Raw genomic sequence first — 16,626 nt, 5'->3', positions numbered from 1 at the left:
GATATGCAGACGTAAACACTGTAATTTGGAAGGTAAAGTTGTGAATAGTAGTGAATATGTTATGAGCCAACAAAATGTTAAGTATGAATGGAATTTGGCGCAAGCTTGAGAAATCTTCATTTAAGCTACAAAAACGAATTTACCGAGCTTCACAATGTAATGATATCAAGAAGATGCATAATCTTCAGAGGTTATTACTAAAGTCAACAAGTGCAAGAATGCTCGCTGTTAGAAGGGTAACTCAGGATAACAAAGGGAAAAAGACTTCAGGCATTGATGGAAAGTCTAATCTTAATAAAAAGGAAAGATTGCTATTAGCAAATTCCTTAAATATAAGAGAGAAGGCAAAGCCATCAAGACGGGTATGGATCCCAAAATCTGATAGGCCATCGGAGTATCGCCCGCTCGGTATTCCTACAATAGCAGATAGAGCAAAGCAAACACTTGTTAAAATGGCACTAGAACCGGAATGGGAAGCAAAGTTTGAGCCTAACACTTACGGTTTTAGATCTGGTAGATCGTGTCATGATGCAATAGCAGCTATATTTATCGCACTTGGTCAGAAAACAGCATTTATACTAGATGCTGATATTTCCGGATGCTTTGAAACATTCTGTACTGCTTGAAAAACTTAATACCACACCAACTTTAAAGAGAATTATAAAAGGATGGTTGAAAGCAGGCATTATGGAAGATAGAAAGTTCATTCCTACCAAACGTGGCACAATTCAAGGTGGAGCAATTTCTCCATTACTTGCATGTGTAGCACTATATGGACTAGAACAGAATATCAAAGAAGAACTTAAGGAAGAACTTTTCCAATATGCGAAAAAGAAATATAGCAGGGTGTCTCGCAAGCAGGCGCAAAATTCAGTTAGTGTAATTACGTACGCTGATGATTGTGCGCCGTAGAAACACGGAAAGTGTTGAAGCTGTGCAGTAGATGAGGGAGGGCCCCTCGGAGCCGGTTTGCAAGAGCAGGCTTCAAACAGCCATAAGCTGCTTTGGTAAAGAGCTAAGGTAGTGAGCGTTATGGAAAAGGCACAATTATGTGTCATGTATGAAATAGAGAGACGAACGCAAGTGAACCACTGATGAAGTGTCGAAAGCGTAGAGACGACGTCAAAACCAGGGGGTAGTCGTTAACCTGGGATGAATCTACTGGGAGCTTGTTTACTGGGTAGGTGGCGTCCGGCATAAAAGTGGCGTGAATCTATTTTAGGCTATTGCATGGAACTACGGGAACCTGTCGTTTCGATGAAAAGGGAGAAGTCCAAAGAGCTGATCTCTGAGGATGAGAGTACCGATGCGAAAAACAGGGGCGGATTAGCTCGTAGTAGCGAAGAAGTTTCTGTAATGGAAATGGAGTGAAGGGGCTAAGTTATTTAGTTTTAATTATTTATCAACCGAAAGGGAGGAGTCAATGAATAAAACAAAGTCTTTTGATATACCGAAGCAACTTATTTGGAGAGCTTATAAACAAGTATCGAAAAATAAAGGTGCAGCAGGTGTAGATGAGGTCTCGATAACAAAGTTTGAAGAAAATCTAAAGGATAATCTATACAAATTATGGAATCGGATGTCATCCGGAAGTTATTTTCCAGAGCCGGTAAAAGCTGTTGCGATACCAAAAGATACAGGAGGGCAAAGAATTTTATGTGTGCCTTCAGTATTCGACAGAATAGCGCAAACAGCAGCTACAATGTATCTTGAGCCGTTAGTAGAACCGAAATTTCACGAAGATTCATATGGTTATAGACCAAATAAGTCTGCGCTGGATGCGGTATACACAGCACGGAAGAGATGTTGGAAAAATGATTGGACGGTAGATCTTGATATATCTGGATTTTTCGACAATCTGGACCACGATTTAGCACTGCAGGCTATCAAGAAACACACAGACTGCAAATGGGTCATACTGTATGTTGAGAGGTGGATGAAAGCCCCCATTCAGCAAGCAGATGGCAGTAGGGTAACAAGGGATAAAGGAGTTCCGCAAGGAGGTTCTATAAGCCCAATCATTTCAAGCATATTTATGCACCATGCGTTTGATATGTGGATGAAACAAAATTATCCAACAGTACCATTTGAAAGATATGTAGATGATGCGATAGTGCACTGCAGAACTAAAAGACAGGCAGGATTTATGAAAGTAATGATTGAAGAAAGATTGGCTAAGTGTAAATTGAAGTTACATCCTGAAAAGACACAGATTGTGTACAGTAAGGATGATGATAGAAAAGAACAATTTCCTAAACAAAGCTTTGATTTTCTAGGTTATACTTTTAGACCTAGAGTAGCAAAGAATAAGATGAGGAATTATTTCATCTCATTTCTACCTGCAATTAGTAACAAAGCCAAGAAGAAGATCAAGAAAACCATAAAGTCATGGAGAATACATCGGATTACATGGACCACACTAGAGGAAATATCGAAGAAGATAGATCCAATAGTCAGAGGCTGGTTTCAGTACTATGGCAGGTTTTATAAATCAGAGATGTATCCATCTCTTAGAAATATAGAGAGATACCTCATAAGATGGGTCAGGACAAAATATAAGAAACTTCGTGATCACGGAAGACTAGCAAAGCAATTTCTAGGAAAAGTGAGAAAGAGGTCTCCAAGTATTTTCTATCATTGGACACTTGGGTTAGGATCAAAAGGCTAAATAATGGGAGCTGTATAAGCCGAGAGGTTTCCGTGCAGTTCTGCGAGAGACTGGTGGGGAAGCTCCGCCGGTCTACTCTCCTTGTGGTATTACACGAGAGCGAGGAACTTGTGATGAAGGCAAAGGTTCTAACTGAAAAATGGCTAAAACCCGTTGGACTAGAATTAAAGTCATCAAAGACAAGAATTGCACATACACTGAAATCCCTAAATGGGGAAAAGCCAGGATTTGATTTTCTTGGATTTTCAATAAGGCATTATCAAACACGTCAAAATAAGAGAGGTTACAAGTTATTGATTAAACCAAGTCGTAAATCTATAAGTCAACACTTGTTATCTATAAAACATAAGCTTAAAGAGTTGCGAGCAGCGCCACAAGAAACTGTAATAAAAGAACTTAATCCAATAATAAGGGGTTGGAGCCAATATTACATCTCGGTAGTCTCAAGCAAAGTCTTTAATTTATTAGACTACTCTATGCATAACAAACTTTGGAAATGGGCTGTCTATAGACACCATGACAAAAGAAGGTGTTGGGTTAAAAGAAAATACTTTAAAAAGTATGGTAACGACAATTGGAGATATATGGTAAATAACAAATTATATCTTATTAGACATAGGGATCATGCTATTAAACGACATATCAAAGTAAATGGAAATAGATCTCCGTATGATGGAGATTGGCCATATTGGGGAAATCGTTTAAGTAAATTACCAGATCACGAGTAATAAAATTACTGAAGTTACAGCAAGGTAAATGTAATTATTGTTATCTTTGGTTTAGGTTTAACACATGTACATCATCAAGATTGCAATAATAACATGAAAAATCTATCCTTGCTTCATAAGCACTGCCACGATCAATTACATGGAAGTATGTATACCAAATTAGAGAGAAGCCGGATGATGGGAAGTCCGGTTTTGAAGTCAAGTGGGGAGAGGTGACTTTCTCCACTTAGATAACTCACTAGCTGGTTTTGAGTTCTGGAAATGGTTATTTATCTAAATTTTTAGTAGAATGTATTGCTAGGCCAAAGAGATATATAACTCTTTAGTCAAAAACTTAAATAAAATAGCCTGAAGATAAAATATTAAAAGACACATAAAAACTACTTGCATTGCCAATTGTATTGATTAGCATATAATAAAATTTAGGTTTTTATGTGAAATAGAGAGGGATTTTATGCAAGATATAAAGACTAACCCACAAGCAACTAGTTCAGATAGGGAAGAAAAATCTTTTCAGTTTAAAAATAGAATAAGACGTCAATATAACCCTGATGATACTAATATTGCCAAGTTGTTTCTTATGATACGTGAACACAAAACGGGCAATCCTGAGCTAGACAAGACTAATGCAATTAAAGAATTACTTACTCAAGTAGAAAATATTAATGATATAGATCTCAATGATGGTGGTAATACACCACTACATGTTGCTGTAAGCAAAGAACATCAAGACATTGTCGAACTTCTTTTGAATGTGTCTGGTATAGACCAAAACATTAAAAATAATCAAGGTAAAACTCCACTCGATATTGCTAAGCAATCCAATAAGGAAAAGATTATTGAAACTTTAGAAGAACATTTAACAGAATCTTCTAATCAAGCAGAAAGACTTTCTGCGCAAGAAAAGGAAGTGCATGAAAAGCTCAGAAAGTTTGTTGAAGATTTTGTTTTTATTTATGAACGCTCTTTATCAGAGTACTATGAGAGACTAGAAAATCAAATAGGAAAGCCAGGTAAATGGGCTGAGTTTGCTAATAAAATAATGGATATAGGAAAAAGTGGAACAGAAGACATAAAAATAAAGGCCTTTTCTCTTATTGGAATTAAAGTTCTTCAAGAAGCAATATTCAGCATTGGTAGTAGTTATAATAGAGCAGAGCTGGCTTTGTTGCATAGCGAGTAGAGATGGGAGAAAAAAAGGGAGAAAATCTAAAGAAAGTGGTTACTCTATTAAGAAATGAACATTTTGTAGAGTATATGCCACAGAAGATGAAAGTCAGTAATCATAAAGAGTATAATCAATTTTTAGAAAAAAGAGGAAATGTCTTTCATTTTATCGATGAAGCTATAGAAAACTGGTACGAAAGTTCAGAAAAAATTCCTGGAGATTTATAGCGATAAGGTTGTTATTGCAGTACATATAGTTGTTAATCTATTTAGAATAGGCTTAAGGCAAGCAGTTGGATTTATAAAAGGATATTTACAAAGTATAGTGAAGAATCTCCAAGTATTCACAAGCTTCTCGTCAAACTTAATTTGAAATTATGTGACCACAGAACAGATAAAAATGACATAGAGAATATTGAAATTGCTATAGATAGTACTGTAATCCATATTTATAGTAACAGTACTCAACATAACAAAGACAACGCCAAGATAAGGAAGTATAATGGTACAGATCAAATAAGAAAGCTACATGTTGCTTTGGACGAAAACAGCAAAAAGGCAATGGCAATTCGATATACTAATTTTCTTTCACATGATAGCATCTAAAATACTAAAGGAAATGGGTGATATCTATAAGATTAAGTCTCTGCGTGCAGATGGAGCTTATGATACAGATAATTTATATAAGTTGTGCAATCAATACAATTTGAAACCCATCATAAAGCCAAGAAAAAATCTGCAGCAATATAGATTATCTATCAGAAAGAAACAACAACATTAGTATAAGGAAAACTTACAATTTAACCCACTGGAAAAAGAAGACAAGGTATGAAATACGTTCACGTATCGAGAGTTTTTTCCTGAGGCTCAAAAAAACATTTGGATTTAGTTTTAAGAATAAATCTGAGGTAAATCGCTCTCAAGAGGTGCTTTTAAAATGCTATTTGAGGGAATGTTCAAAAAAGTGTGTCAAAGCGAATTTTTAGTTCAACTCAATTTTTAACCTATCAGGAAAAAAGATATCAAGTTGAGATATAGTTAGAGCCCAATTAGGCAAAGCCATAGCCCATTTTTGCTCTATCTTTTTTATAGCACAATATACCAATTTGTACAAGGCATTTGTACTGGTAAATGAACCTTTGGTTTTAGTAAATTTTCTGATTTGTCTGTGCAACCCCTCAATTGGATTGGTGGTATAAATTAGCCTTCTAACAGGGCCAGAATACTTAAAATAACTAGACAAATTTTCCCAATTGTTTTGCCACGATTTTATGACTAAAGGATATTTTTCACCCCATTTTTCCTCCAGTTCAAGTAAATAATTTTCGGCGATTTCTCTACTTGTAGCACGGTATATTTTTTTCAAATCATTCATAAAAACTTTTATATCTTTGCTGGATACGTATTTTAGTGAATTTCTTATTTGGTGCACAATGCATAACTGTACCTCAGCATTGGGAAATACGCTATTTATATCTGTAGGGAAGCTTTTCAGACCGTCAACACAAGCTATCAAAATGTCTTCTACTCCTCTCTCTTTTAAGTCATTTAATACGCCTAGCCAGAAGTTAGCTCCCTCACTTTCTGCTAAGTAAAAACCCAGTACTTCTTTTCTGCCATTTTGGTCTATTCCTAATATATTGTACATGCATTTACTTATGCAATGTCCATTCTCTTTGACCTTAAAAAACATCCCATCCATAAATACTATCGGGTATACTGATTGTAGGGGACAACTCCTCCATTCATTGATTATAGGCAGTAATTTATCTGTAATTCCAGATATCTCTGCTGCAGATATTTTATGGTCATAGATTTCTTCCACATAGGATGCTATATCCCTGTATCCCACACCGCTTGCAAACATGTTCAAGACCTTTGTTTCAAGTTCTGGATGTAAGCTTGTTTGCCTTTTTTTCACTATCTGTGGTTCGAAACTTCCCTCTCTATCTCTTGGTGTCAATAGTTCAAATGAACCTGCACTCGTCTTCAAAGTTTTGCCATTCTTTCCGTTTCTTCGATTCTTTTCTTCTCTTTCATTGGATAAATGATGCTCTATTTCACCTTCTAGACTTGCTTCCAGCAGCCTTTTTACAAATGGTGTTAATGCTCCATCTCTCCCCATCAATGGTTTACCTTCCCTTATTGATGACAGTATATTTGCTTCCAGCTCTTTGTAATCTACCAGGCCAGTCGTTCCATTTTCTATTTTGTAACTCATATATCAAACCTCTATTTTTTGTTTCTATTTTATTTTTATTTCTCGGTTTGACACACTTTTTTGAACATTCCCAGAGAAGGCTACAAAGGTGTCATGCAAGTAGCTCATCCAGCTTTTTTATAATCATCGAAAACATTGTATTTTAACATTACTTTTATACTTATAAGTTTCTAGGCACTGGATTTGTTGTAGACTTACTCTATCACTTTACCCTCTTATTTTACCACTCTCCTGCCTATATATTTTTATATGAGGATTTTTGCAAAAGTTTCGCATTTTTTGTAACATGATTTTCAGTATGTGTAACCTAAATGCAAATTGATCACGAAACTAGTGTAATTATTGAGGCCATAGAGAAATTTGGTGGTGAGGCAAGGCTTGTTGGTGGATGTGTTAGAGATTCAATTTTACAGCGTGACATTCACGACATCGATCTTGCTACTAATCTGCTGCCTAATCAAGCAGTTAAAGCGTTAAAACTCCGTAATATAAAAACTATTCCAACTGGCTTAAAACATGGAACTATTACTGCGATTTTAAATAAAAGATCCTTTGAGATTACAACGCTAAGGCATGATGTAAAGTGTGACGGTAGACATGCGAAGGTAGAATTTACTAATGATTGGCAAGCTGATGCTTCAAGGCGCGACTTTACGTTTAATGCTCTTTATGCAGACAAATATGGCCATATATACGACTACTTTGGTGGCATTCAGGACTTAAAAGCACGAAAGTTAAACTTTATAGGTAACGCTGAAGATAGGATTAAGGAAGACTATCTACGTATTTTAAGAGCGTTTCGTTTTCACGCTAAAATATGCATAGGAGATTTAAGTGATGAAATATTGGATGTGTGCAAAAAGCATTCACACATGATTCAAAACCTCTCTGGAGAGAGAATAAGAGAAGAAATATTTAAACTCTTGGAATGCAATGATCCTGCTCCAACACTTAAGAGCATGCAAAAATCTGATGTTTTACAAAAAATTATTCCAAAAGAAGTAAAATGCGAAATTTTATCTTCACCACTTCTTATCAACACTAAACCTCCTACAAAACCCTCAGCGTATGTCCATACGCCTTTCCTAGATCCCACAATCGATGCACTAACAAAATTAGCGCTGCTTCTTAGGACTGCTGAAGATAGGCTTAATCTTGGAGAATATGTAAGCAAACTTCTACGTCTTTCAAATAAGCAAAAGAAAAAAATATTATTTTTATTATCAAACAATATCAAAACAGAGCTTTCAGAAAAAGAGCAAAAGAAATACATATCTTTATTTGGTAAGGAATTATATTGTGACTTAATGAAGATTTGTGGTATTGAGTCTGGAATAAATGTTGATGAGTATATTTCATTTGCTAAGATGTTTAACATTCCAAAATTTCCTTTATCTGGTGATGATTTAATAACTATAGGTCATCAACCAGGGAAAAGTTTAGGTAGAAACTTGGAATTGCTACGACAACATTGGGAAGACAGCTCCTACACTTTAACAAAGGAGGAGCTGATACTTTATGCTAAGAGCCTACTCTAGTTACTCTCTGAATGTTTGATGAAGTAGTGTGACGCATGGAAGAGTTAGGTGTTAATTCGTATTCTTTTTTAGCTTTATCTGTTAATTCATATTCATTGTTTTCTTTTGAAGTTTGAACGCACATTTTCTGATCTGGAGATAAAAATTTATCTCGTATGCTTGATGCTAGTTGTAATCCTTGAATCTTATCTGAAAAACATTTCATTTCAGCTTCCGTTAACTTCTGCACAACAAATTTTTTGACTGAATCATTATTGCTATTATTTTTGTGAGCTAAAAATTCCATTAAGGAACTTATTATTGCTTGACTATCTTCTTCATTTAAATATAACCCTTTTGCACACTCTTGAACAAAAATTACCTGTTCGATAGAATGCTTTTTACCAACTTTTTCAACAACTGTGTTAACCTTAATTTCTATAATCGCTCTTCCAGATTTCATCAAATTACTTTTCAATAACTCAAGTAATTTATCACTTTCAAATTTACCATCACCTTGATTTGATAAAGATTTTATAGTTTCATCAAGCACGTTATGGCAAAAGTGTTTTCCTTCAAATTCAGGAAAACTTTTTTTCAACTTTGTATTTTGATCAGATAAAAATTTATCGAGACTGTCATTCCCGCGAAGCTTAGATAAAGTATTTGAAAATTTTGACTTCACAGAACCAGAAGTAGAAAAAATACTCTTTGTATCTGCTTTAGTTTTTTTATTAATATCTTCTGGCTTTTTACTAGCGTCTTTTTGCTTGTTTTGTAACTTTTGTTGTTCTTGATTATTTGACAATTGCTGTTGCTCCAACTGCTTTGGCGTGCTTGATAAGCTTCTCTTTAATTGATCTATTTCAGCTAACAGACCTTTATTTTCTTCCTGTAGTTTTGTAATATCAATTTTCGATCGATTTTCTGCTTGCTTATGTTCCTCTTGTAACTGCTTAATCTGCTTCTCTTGCTTTGCAAGTTCTTCTTTTAACATTTCTGTCAGATTCGAATGAGTTTCCTTTAAGCTATCATCTATTCCCGCTGATTCCCACTCTTTACTTTTTTCTAATGCCTGTACTTGTTCTTGTAGACTAGTAATCTTACTTTCTAATTCTTTTTTCTCTGTTTCAGTAGCATTTAGTTTACTAATTGAATCACTTTTGTCTTTCTCTAATTGTTATTTAAGATTCTCTACTTCAGCATCTTTTCCCTTAGCTTGTTCTTTCAATTCATTAATTTCACTTTCTAAATCTTGTTTCTTTTTTTCAATGGTATTTAGATTAGTCTTTTCTTGCTCTAATTGTTGCTGAGCACTTTCCAATTTTTTTCTAAATTCAGCATCTTTTTTCTTAGCTTGCTCTAATTCTGCTTTTTTTTGTTCATTTAATTGCTTTATTTTAGTATCAAATTCGTTTTTTAACTTACTAACTTCATTCTCAAGTTCTGTTTTTTGCACTCGTAGGTTTTCATTCTCTTTCTTCACAGTTTCATTTATATCTTTATTTTCATGAAATGACTTTATTAAATCCTCTTGCTCTTTTATTCTTTTCTCTAGATCAGATATAACTTGCTTTTGTTCGTTATTTTTAGTCTCCATTTCCTTTTTCTCTTGTTCTAATACTTCATTTAATTGCGTTAATCTACCTATTTCCCCATCTTTTTCTTCTACCCTTACTGAGAGCATTTCTATTTTATTTGCAAATTCTTTACTGCGCTCAGTTAATTCTTTCTGCAAACGTAATATCTCTTCAGACTTTTTCTTCAACTGTACTAAAAATTCTTCTCCTCTTTTTCGTGCAACTTTTGCTAATTCTTTATAACTCTCTTTAAGTTTTTTAATTAAGGAGTTTAATTGTTCTTTTTCCTCTTTTAAAAAATCACTCTCTAATTGTAAATTTTCAATATACTCTGCTTGATTATTACAGAGCTCAATGAACACCTCTAGTGCCTGACTTACACCTTCCAGTTGCTCCTTTAATTTTTCATTCTTATCCTCTGTCTCAACAAATTCAGTCTGAATTTCTGTATCTTTAAATGTAGTTTTACCTTCACTAATTATTTTACTTTGGACCTCTTGTGCTACAACTTCAGAAATTTGAACACTTTGATCTACTACTTCGGGAGCATCAGTTTGAACTCCATTATTCACAATAACTTTATTGTGGTGTAGGATATTCTCTGCCCATTTATTCCATCTCCCTGGCAATATTCGTCCGATTGTTTTTAGATATAGCCAAGCAAGCACAGTGGATAAGCTGTATTTTTTTTCCTTTTGTTTAATACTAGGTTCGTAATTAACCTTATTGTTAGCATTTAGCATAAAATTACCTAATTTTTAAAGTATTGAAGTTATATATATTAATATAATTATTAAATAAATAATAATATAAATGTTAAATTGTGTGAAAATTTTTATAGATTTTAAGTAGAAATACACATGTTCGTAAGCACAGAATTTGCTTTTTCTATTGCTCTTGCTAACATTTCTTGTTCATTGTAATGATTCTTCACATTGATTACCTGAGCTGACAAATTTGCAGGGAAAGTGACTAAACTAACTTCCCATAGCTCCACTTGTTTTAACACTCGAGCTCCGCTTTCATGATCAACATCATACTCTATTGGTATATAGCCAATCGAAAGCCCGTTAATAGTTCCAGTTTTGAGCATTAAATATGCTTCCTCTGCTTTTTGAATACCAAAAAGCAAATGTGCAGTTATATATAGGCCAACATCATTTTCGCAAATATCCGTAATATTACCTATAGGCTCGCTCGGATTGTGCTGCCAAAGAAGTTTTATCTGACTTTTATTTAAGTTATTCTTAAATGCTCCTGGTAATATCAGATCATTTTGCTTATCAACTATATTAAAAACGCTCGCATAGCCAGAAAATACTCCGTTTTCTTCTATGCTTTTTATTGACAATGGTGAATAGAGAAATTTCTTATTCATAAGTCCTCCTTGTAAATTATGGTATTGGGTTTGCCAGCGCTCTGAGCCAGCTTAAAATGTTGTATAGATTGTTTTCCTATATCTCAGGATGAGTATAAGGCACTGCAATATAATTCTATTGTATGCAGTGCTTTGAAAATGGGGAAGTACTTTTTTAGTTATAAAATTTGTCATTTTATATATATAAGGGTAGGGTTTGTTGCACATTGGGTTGTTCAACAGCAGCGTTTTCTAGATTTGTAGAAACAGCTTCGTTTGTAGGAGTAATTATTTTTCCTAGAAGGAAGCCAAATCCCAAAGAAACAGCTGCTATAAAACCATTCATTAATGACTCTGTCCATGTTTCTCCCTCGTATTCTTGATAGATTTTAGAATATATCATTATTGGCTTCATTCGGGTTTAAATTTCTTTCCAACTCTTCTGATGTTTTCTCCTCAGCATCTTGGGATTTTGTTGATGAACTTTTCTAATTCTTGTGTGTCCATCAACACCTCACTATTAAAGCTTAAGTACAAATCATACAGCACTATAATTGTTTAGTCAAGGTAAATACTAGTATATTAAGTAAATATTTACTATATTAATATGATTGCTTAAATTCACAACTAATTGTTTGGGGGAATAAAAAGATTGTGTTTTGTAGGTGATTTGCGTAGCGGAAGGTGTTACCCCAGTTTTACAACACTGGGATAACGGTAAAAGTAGCTATATGCTCTGTCCTTGAATATTTTGTTGTTCAGTGGTAGCATTTTCGGGAGTGTTAAATAAACTGTGTCAAATCGCATTTTTAGTTCAACTCGATTTTTAACCTACCAGGAAAAAAGATATCAAGTTGAGAGATAGTTAAAGCCCAATCATGTATAGGCATAGTCCATTTCTCTCCTGCCTTCTTTATAGCACAATATACCTGTTTATGCAAGGCATTTGTGCTGGTAAATGAGCCCTTAGTTTTAGTAAATTTTCTGATCTGTCTATGTAACCCTTCAATAGGATTTGTGGTATAAATTAACTTTCTTACAGGGCCGGAATATTTAAAATAACTAGACAGATTTTCCCAATTATTCTCCCAAAACTAAAGTATATTTTTCTCCCCATTTTTCCTCTAGCTCAAGTAAATAATTCTCGGCTATTTCTCTACTTGATATGTTTTTTTCAAATCATTCATGAAAACTTTTGCTCGATACATATTTCAGTGAATTTCTTATCTTATGTACTATACATTTCTGCATTAGGAAAGACGCTATTTATAGCTGTAGGAAAGCTTTTTAACACAAGCTATCAGAATATCATCTACTCCTCTCTCCTTTAGGTCATTTAGTACTCCCAACCAGAACTTCACTTTCAGCCAAATAAAAACCCAAAACTTCTTTTCTGCCATTTTGCTAATATGTTATACATACATTTGCTTACACAATGCCCGTCCTCCTTGACCTTAAAAAACCATGAACACTATTGGATATACAGATTGCAGCGGACGACTGCGCCATTCGTTGATTACTGGTAGCAATTTGTCAGTAATACTTGATATCTCTGCTGCAGATATTTTATATTTCTTCTACATGCGATGCTATATCCCATGCCACTGGCATATGTACTTAAAACCTTTGCTTCAAGTTCGGTTGTTTGCCTTTTTCTGACTACTTGTGGCTCGAAACTTCCTTCTCTATCTCTTGGTGTCAATAGTTCAAATACTTGTCCGTAAAGTCTTTGAATTTCTTCGGTTGTTTTCTTCGCTTTCAGCCGACAAATGGTTTTCTATCTCGCCTTCCCTCTAGCAGTTTTTTGATAAATGGTGTTAATGCTCCATCTCTTCCTGTCAATGGTCTTCCTTCTCGTATAGATGATAAGATATTTGTTTCTAATTCTTTATAGTCTACCAAACCGGTAGTTGTGTTTGCTTGACTCATTGTCAAACCTCCATTTTTTTATCAATTTATTACTTTACTTCTCGGTTTGACACAGTTTATTTAACACTCCCGCCTTCCTGGATAGATATGTACTCTTGTATAACCTCGTCTGTCAGAACTTACGGCTCAATATCCACGTGCCCAAAGGTGCCTGCCCCAAAATTGCTTACTTAGACTTGCAAAATCTTGCATCAGCAACCTTGAACTTGTTCCTTTCAAAAATTGTACAATTTTACTAACACTTTGCTGTGGTTTATATGATATAAACATATGAATATGATCTACTGCAACTTTGCCTGAGATAATTTGGATCTCATTTTCCATAGTAACCTGCCTTAACAGCTCCCTAACTCTAACAGCAATTTGGCCTATTAGCACCCTTTTGCGATATCATACCAAGTGTACTTTCATATCGTACTTAGAGTGTGCATTATACCCATAACGTCGCATACGCGACTATTGTAACTTGCCCTTCGCCTCAAGGCGGGACAATCCCCGAAGGGGGACACTAAAAAATTTCTTCCTTAAGTTGTGTAATGTCAGCTTGAGGAAGACCAGTAGATTCAGCTATTAAGTCAATAGATACACCAGCTTCAAGTAAATTTTTTGCCACTGCTATTTTAGCCTGTTTTTCGCCCTCTTCCCTACCTTCCGCTTTACCTTTTTTATGGCCGATTTGGATGCCTTTTTGAGTAGCATCATCGAGTTTTTGTTCTAAGATAGCAGCTTCTTTCTGTAAATCCATTACCTTTTCTTCATAAGCTATAAGATCCTTCTCATTCCAATGAAACTTATCTAACTCATCATATGCTAGCTTTATTATTGGTGATTTTTCTGCTATTTTTCTTAAATCTTCATCGGTCGTTTCTTCTGCATATTTGAAGAAAAATAGCCAACGATCTACTACATTTTCTAGCTGCTCTTCTCTACTCTTAGGAAACTTTGGTAACTCAATGAAAATAAATTGAAAATCTTTTAAGTCATGCTCGTTAGTTTTTTCATCTCTTATGGTATGGCTAGATATATAATCAAGCTTATCAGGAAATAAATTACAGTTAGAAATAGCAATAAAGAAAACCTTCTTTAAATCAATGTACTTACCACCTTTATCAGCCTGCCTTGAGTAAGCCTTAGCATCATATAATTGAGCCCGTTTTTCGAAGCCTTTATCACGAGCGAGTTGCATCTCAATCACGTATCTGGCCCCAGTAGAATCTCTGCACAGAACATCGACAATACTCTGCTTATCAGAGGCAATTTCAGGGTCCATAATGGTGCTAAGGAATTCAACTTCTTGTATAGTATTTATTTCAGTAAACCCCAAAATATCATTCAAAAAGTGGATAAGGATATTCTTATTTTTTTCAGTACCAAGTGCGTCCAGAGAAGGCGAGTATTGTTCAGTAGGAAATAGACCTACCAGGATAAAAGTCGGAATCCTGTAGCTTGGGTAGCAGCATAAAGGGAAACCAAAATGTTGAAGCCTACCGACAACATTATCGTAGGATAATGGCGAATTACCAGGCCGTAGCGAAAGCGAATGCACAGATTGCCTCGAAAGGAATATTCTGAAGGTCGAGCCATCTTGGTACTGGCGAAGACAGAATAGACCAGACGAAAAACGAATGAAACGATTGGTCTACTTCAGCGGGGTGTTAGTAACAGCATGGCAATGAGGACATACAAAGCAACTGGAGAAGCCCTCCTCATCCCAAGGAGAAACACCTTGGAGAGGTAGGTTCTATAACTGGAAAACAGGAAGTGAACTGAAGATGAGAGGGTGACGGATGGGTGCGTAGTAGTGAAGAAGTGAGGTAACGCTCATGGAGCAAAGGCACCCTACTAGCAGGGATCTTTTAACAAAAGGAAGGTAAAGGTAAAAATGACAAAAATGCCGATAAAATTACAAGACCTGAGAAGAAAGATATACACCAAAGCGAAGGCAGAACCGGAATGGCGATTCTGGGGAATCCATGTTCATGTCTGTAAAATGGAGACACTGGAGGAAGCTTACAAACTAACGAAGAGGAGTAATGGGGCACCAGGGATTGATGGGGTGACATTCGAATCGATAGAGACAGAGGGCTCAAGAAAGTATCTTCAACGAATAAGACACGAATTAATAACCAAGACCTATAGCCCAAATAGGAACCGGAGAAAGGAAATACCAAAATCTGGAGAAAAATTCAGAACGTTGAACATACCCTGCATCCGGGATAGAATAGTGCAAACAGCACTGAAGCTAATACTTGAACCGATATTCGAATCAGACTTCCAAAAAGGATCATACGGGTATAGACCTAAGCGTAATGCGCATGAAGCAGTACAAAAAGTAACGGAAGCAGCAATCAAAGGCAATACAAAAGTAATTGACGTAGATCTAAAATCCTACTTTGACAGTGTGCGACATCATATTCTGATGGAAAAGATTGCCAAAAGAATAAATGACAAAGAAATCATGCGCATGATTAAGCTAATCCTCAAAATAGGAGGAAAACGAGGAATGGCACAAGGATCACCACTTTCACCACTACTAAGCAATATATACCTAAATGAGGTAGATAAAATGTTGGAGAAAGCAAAAGAGGTGACCAAAGAAGGAAAGTACCAACGTATGGAATATGCCAGATGGGCAGATGATTTGGTGATACTGATCAGAGAATACCCGAAACGGGAATGGCTAGAAAGAGCAGTATACAGAAGGTTGGAAGAAGAATTAGCAAAACTAGAAGTGAGAGTAAATGAAGAAAAGACAAAAGTCATTAACCTAAAGAAAGGAGAAACATTTAGCTTCCTAGGGTTTGATTTTCAAGAGAATATCACAAAACAAGGAAAGTGGAATGTCAGGAAAACACCGCAGATGAAAGCACGAACAAACCTGCTACGCAAGTTGAAGGAAATATTTCGGCGCCATAAATCGCAACCGATAAAAAGAGTGATAAATGACATCAATCCGATATTGAGAGGGTGGGTAAACTACTTTAGGATAGGAAACTCTAGTCGAAAGTTCAGTTACGTAAAACACTGGGTGGAAAAGAAGGTAAGACGCAATTTAATGCGAGCCAGGAAAGCAAAGAAAGGGTTTGGTTGGAAGAAATGGAGTAGCGAATGGATATACAAAACGCTGGGTCTATATTCAGACTACAGAATAAGGTATTACAGACCGAAAGCATCACCAACACAATATGTGATAAACTTTGGTAAAGAACTTGCTAGGAAAGCGTAGTGCGGGAAAACCGCATGCTGCGTTTGACGAGGCGGGAGCTGGAAACGTTAACATGGGAATTTGGATTGAGGCCCAGGATGAAAATAATGGATCAGCCACCAAACCCTAAAGAGGCGCGCCAGTTCTCGACCCTACAAATTTTCTTAAATGTTAAATCAAGCTTAGGATCTAAAAATCTTGAGAGAGCCATAGAAAATCCACTTAAAAAGCATTAATAATTATACACAATTGTG

At 35.5% G+C, this 16,626-nt stretch carries 13 protein-coding genes and 4 pseudogenes; 9 read left to right on the top strand and 8 right to left on the bottom strand.

What is annotated here, in order from left to right:
- Window positions 1-74: 74 nt before the first annotated feature.
- The 6 genes and pseudogenes from OOL01_RS05105 (at window position 75) to OOL01_RS08620 (ending at window position 5,549) form a co-directional block, all read left to right on the top strand.
- Window positions 75-912, top strand: a pseudogene (locus OOL01_RS05105) (reverse transcriptase N-terminal domain-containing protein).
- A 318-nt stretch (window positions 913-1,230) separates the two neighbouring features.
- Window positions 1,231-1,371, top strand: coding sequence for a hypothetical protein (locus OOL01_RS05095; RefSeq protein WP_019078704.1), 141 nt, complete (start codon window positions 1,231-1,233; stop codon window positions 1,369-1,371).
- Window positions 1,372-1,423: 52 nt separating this feature from the next.
- The gene (ltrA, locus tag OOL01_RS05090; RefSeq protein WP_007302363.1) at window positions 1,424-2,668 is read left to right on the top strand and encodes a group II intron reverse transcriptase/maturase; all 1,245 of its coding nucleotides are present in this window, start codon (window positions 1,424-1,426) and stop codon (window positions 2,666-2,668) included.
- Between the two features lie 113 nt (window positions 2,669-2,781).
- The gene (locus tag OOL01_RS05085; protein ID WP_264687255.1) at window positions 2,782-3,396 is read left to right on the top strand and encodes a group II intron maturase-specific domain-containing protein; all 615 of its coding nucleotides are present in this window, start codon (window positions 2,782-2,784) and stop codon (window positions 3,394-3,396) included.
- 454 nt (window positions 3,397-3,850) lie between these two features.
- Window positions 3,851-4,579, top strand: a complete 729-nt coding sequence (locus tag OOL01_RS05080; RefSeq protein WP_264686472.1) for an ankyrin repeat domain-containing protein — start codon at window positions 3,851-3,853, stop codon at window positions 4,577-4,579.
- Window positions 4,580-4,653: 74 nt separating this feature from the next.
- A pseudogene (locus tag OOL01_RS08620) lies at window positions 4,654-5,549 on the top strand (IS5 family transposase).
- On the opposite strand, the gene OOL01_RS05060 reads toward OOL01_RS08620, so the two are convergent.
- Window positions 5,546-6,784, bottom strand: a complete 1,239-nt coding sequence (locus OOL01_RS05060) for an IS256 family transposase (RefSeq protein ID WP_264686470.1) — start codon at window positions 6,782-6,784, stop codon at window positions 5,546-5,548. The pseudogene OOL01_RS08620 and the gene OOL01_RS05060 sit on opposite strands and share 4 nt — an antisense overlap.
- Before the next feature lie 311 nt (window positions 6,785-7,095).
- Between OOL01_RS05060 and OOL01_RS05055 the strand changes: the two genes are divergently transcribed.
- A complete protein-coding gene (locus tag OOL01_RS05055; protein WP_264686469.1) occupies window positions 7,096-8,322 on the top strand; it encodes a CCA tRNA nucleotidyltransferase in 1,227 nt (408 codons plus the stop codon).
- Here the strand turns inward: OOL01_RS05055 and OOL01_RS05050 are convergent.
- From OOL01_RS05050 to OOL01_RS05020, 7 genes and pseudogenes are all read right to left on the bottom strand, one after another.
- Complete coding sequence (locus tag OOL01_RS05050) at window positions 8,306-9,298, bottom strand: hypothetical protein (protein ID WP_264686468.1); 993 nt, start codon at window positions 9,296-9,298, stop codon at window positions 8,306-8,308. The genes OOL01_RS05055 and OOL01_RS05050 overlap by 17 nt on opposite strands.
- Window positions 9,299-9,481: 183 nt before the next feature.
- A complete protein-coding gene (locus OOL01_RS05045; RefSeq protein WP_264686467.1) occupies window positions 9,482-10,624 on the bottom strand; it encodes a coiled-coil domain-containing protein in 1,143 nt (380 codons plus the stop codon).
- 101 nt (window positions 10,625-10,725) lie between these two features.
- On the bottom strand, window positions 10,726-11,259 hold the full coding sequence (locus OOL01_RS05040) for an HK97 family phage prohead protease (protein ID WP_264374754.1): 534 nt from the start codon (window positions 11,257-11,259) through the stop codon (window positions 10,726-10,728).
- A 175-nt stretch (window positions 11,260-11,434) separates the two neighbouring features.
- Complete coding sequence (locus OOL01_RS05035; protein WP_264375851.1) at window positions 11,435-11,653, bottom strand: hypothetical protein; 219 nt, start codon at window positions 11,651-11,653, stop codon at window positions 11,435-11,437.
- 394 nt (window positions 11,654-12,047) lie between these two features.
- Window positions 12,048-13,167, bottom strand: a pseudogene (locus OOL01_RS05030) (IS256 family transposase).
- 56 nt (window positions 13,168-13,223) lie between these two features.
- A pseudogene (gene tnpA / locus OOL01_RS08615) lies at window positions 13,224-13,617 on the bottom strand (IS200/IS605 family transposase).
- A gap of 58 nt (window positions 13,618-13,675) precedes the next feature.
- The gene (locus tag OOL01_RS05020) at window positions 13,676-14,593 is read right to left on the bottom strand and encodes an Rpn family recombination-promoting nuclease/putative transposase (RefSeq protein ID WP_264687254.1); all 918 of its coding nucleotides are present in this window, start codon (window positions 14,591-14,593) and stop codon (window positions 13,676-13,678) included.
- Between the two features lie 456 nt (window positions 14,594-15,049).
- Here OOL01_RS05020 and ltrA (OOL01_RS05015) point away from each other — a divergent pair, with 456 nt between their 5' ends.
- Both ltrA (OOL01_RS05015) and OOL01_RS05010 read left to right on the top strand, forming a co-directional pair.
- Window positions 15,050-16,393 (top strand): group II intron reverse transcriptase/maturase, encoded by a 1,344-nt coding sequence (ltrA, locus tag OOL01_RS05015; RefSeq protein WP_007302360.1) that lies wholly within the window; start codon window positions 15,050-15,052, stop codon window positions 16,391-16,393.
- A gap of 77 nt (window positions 16,394-16,470) precedes the next feature.
- The gene (locus tag OOL01_RS05010; RefSeq protein WP_264686465.1) at window positions 16,471-16,608 is read left to right on the top strand and encodes a hypothetical protein; all 138 of its coding nucleotides are present in this window, start codon (window positions 16,471-16,473) and stop codon (window positions 16,606-16,608) included.
- The last annotated feature ends 18 nt before the right edge of the window (window positions 16,609-16,626 follow it).

Source organism: Wolbachia endosymbiont (group B) of Rhopobota naevana, assembly GCF_947250615.1.
GTDB lineage: Bacteria > Pseudomonadota > Alphaproteobacteria > Rickettsiales > Anaplasmataceae > Wolbachia.
This window is presented reverse-complemented; position numbering and strand designations above follow the sequence as displayed.

Excerpts from the sequence above, each read along its gene's own strand:
- OOL01_RS05095 (WP_019078704.1), top strand. The coding sequence starts at position 1,231 with ATGGAACTACGGGAACCTGTCGTTTCGATGAAAAGGGAGAAGTCCAAA.
- ltrA (WP_007302363.1), top strand. The coding sequence starts at position 1,424 with ATGAATAAAACAAAGTCTTTTGATATACCGAAGCAACTTATTTGGAGA.
- OOL01_RS05085 (WP_264687255.1), top strand. The coding sequence starts at position 2,782 with ATGAAGGCAAAGGTTCTAACTGAAAAATGGCTAAAACCCGTTGGACTA.
- OOL01_RS05080 (WP_264686472.1), top strand. The coding sequence starts at position 3,851 with ATGCAAGATATAAAGACTAACCCACAAGCAACTAGTTCAGATAGGGAA.
- OOL01_RS05060 (WP_264686470.1), bottom strand. The coding sequence starts at position 6,784 with ATGAGTTACAAAATAGAAAATGGAACGACTGGCCTGGTAGATTACAAA.
- OOL01_RS05055 (WP_264686469.1), top strand. The coding sequence starts at position 7,096 with ATGCAAATTGATCACGAAACTAGTGTAATTATTGAGGCCATAGAGAAA.
- OOL01_RS05050 (WP_264686468.1), bottom strand. The coding sequence starts at position 9,298 with ATGTTAAAAGAAGAACTTGCAAAGCAAGAGAAGCAGATTAAGCAGTTA.
- OOL01_RS05045 (WP_264686467.1), bottom strand. The coding sequence starts at position 10,624 with ATGCTAAATGCTAACAATAAGGTTAATTACGAACCTAGTATTAAACAA.
- OOL01_RS05040 (WP_264374754.1), bottom strand. The coding sequence starts at position 11,259 with ATGAATAAGAAATTTCTCTATTCACCATTGTCAATAAAAAGCATAGAA.
- OOL01_RS05035 (WP_264375851.1), bottom strand. The coding sequence starts at position 11,653 with ATGAAGCCAATAATGATATATTCTAAAATCTATCAAGAATACGAGGGA.
- ltrA (WP_007302360.1), top strand. The coding sequence starts at position 15,050 with ATGACAAAAATGCCGATAAAATTACAAGACCTGAGAAGAAAGATATAC.
- OOL01_RS05010 (WP_264686465.1), top strand. The coding sequence starts at position 16,471 with ATGAAAATAATGGATCAGCCACCAAACCCTAAAGAGGCGCGCCAGTTC.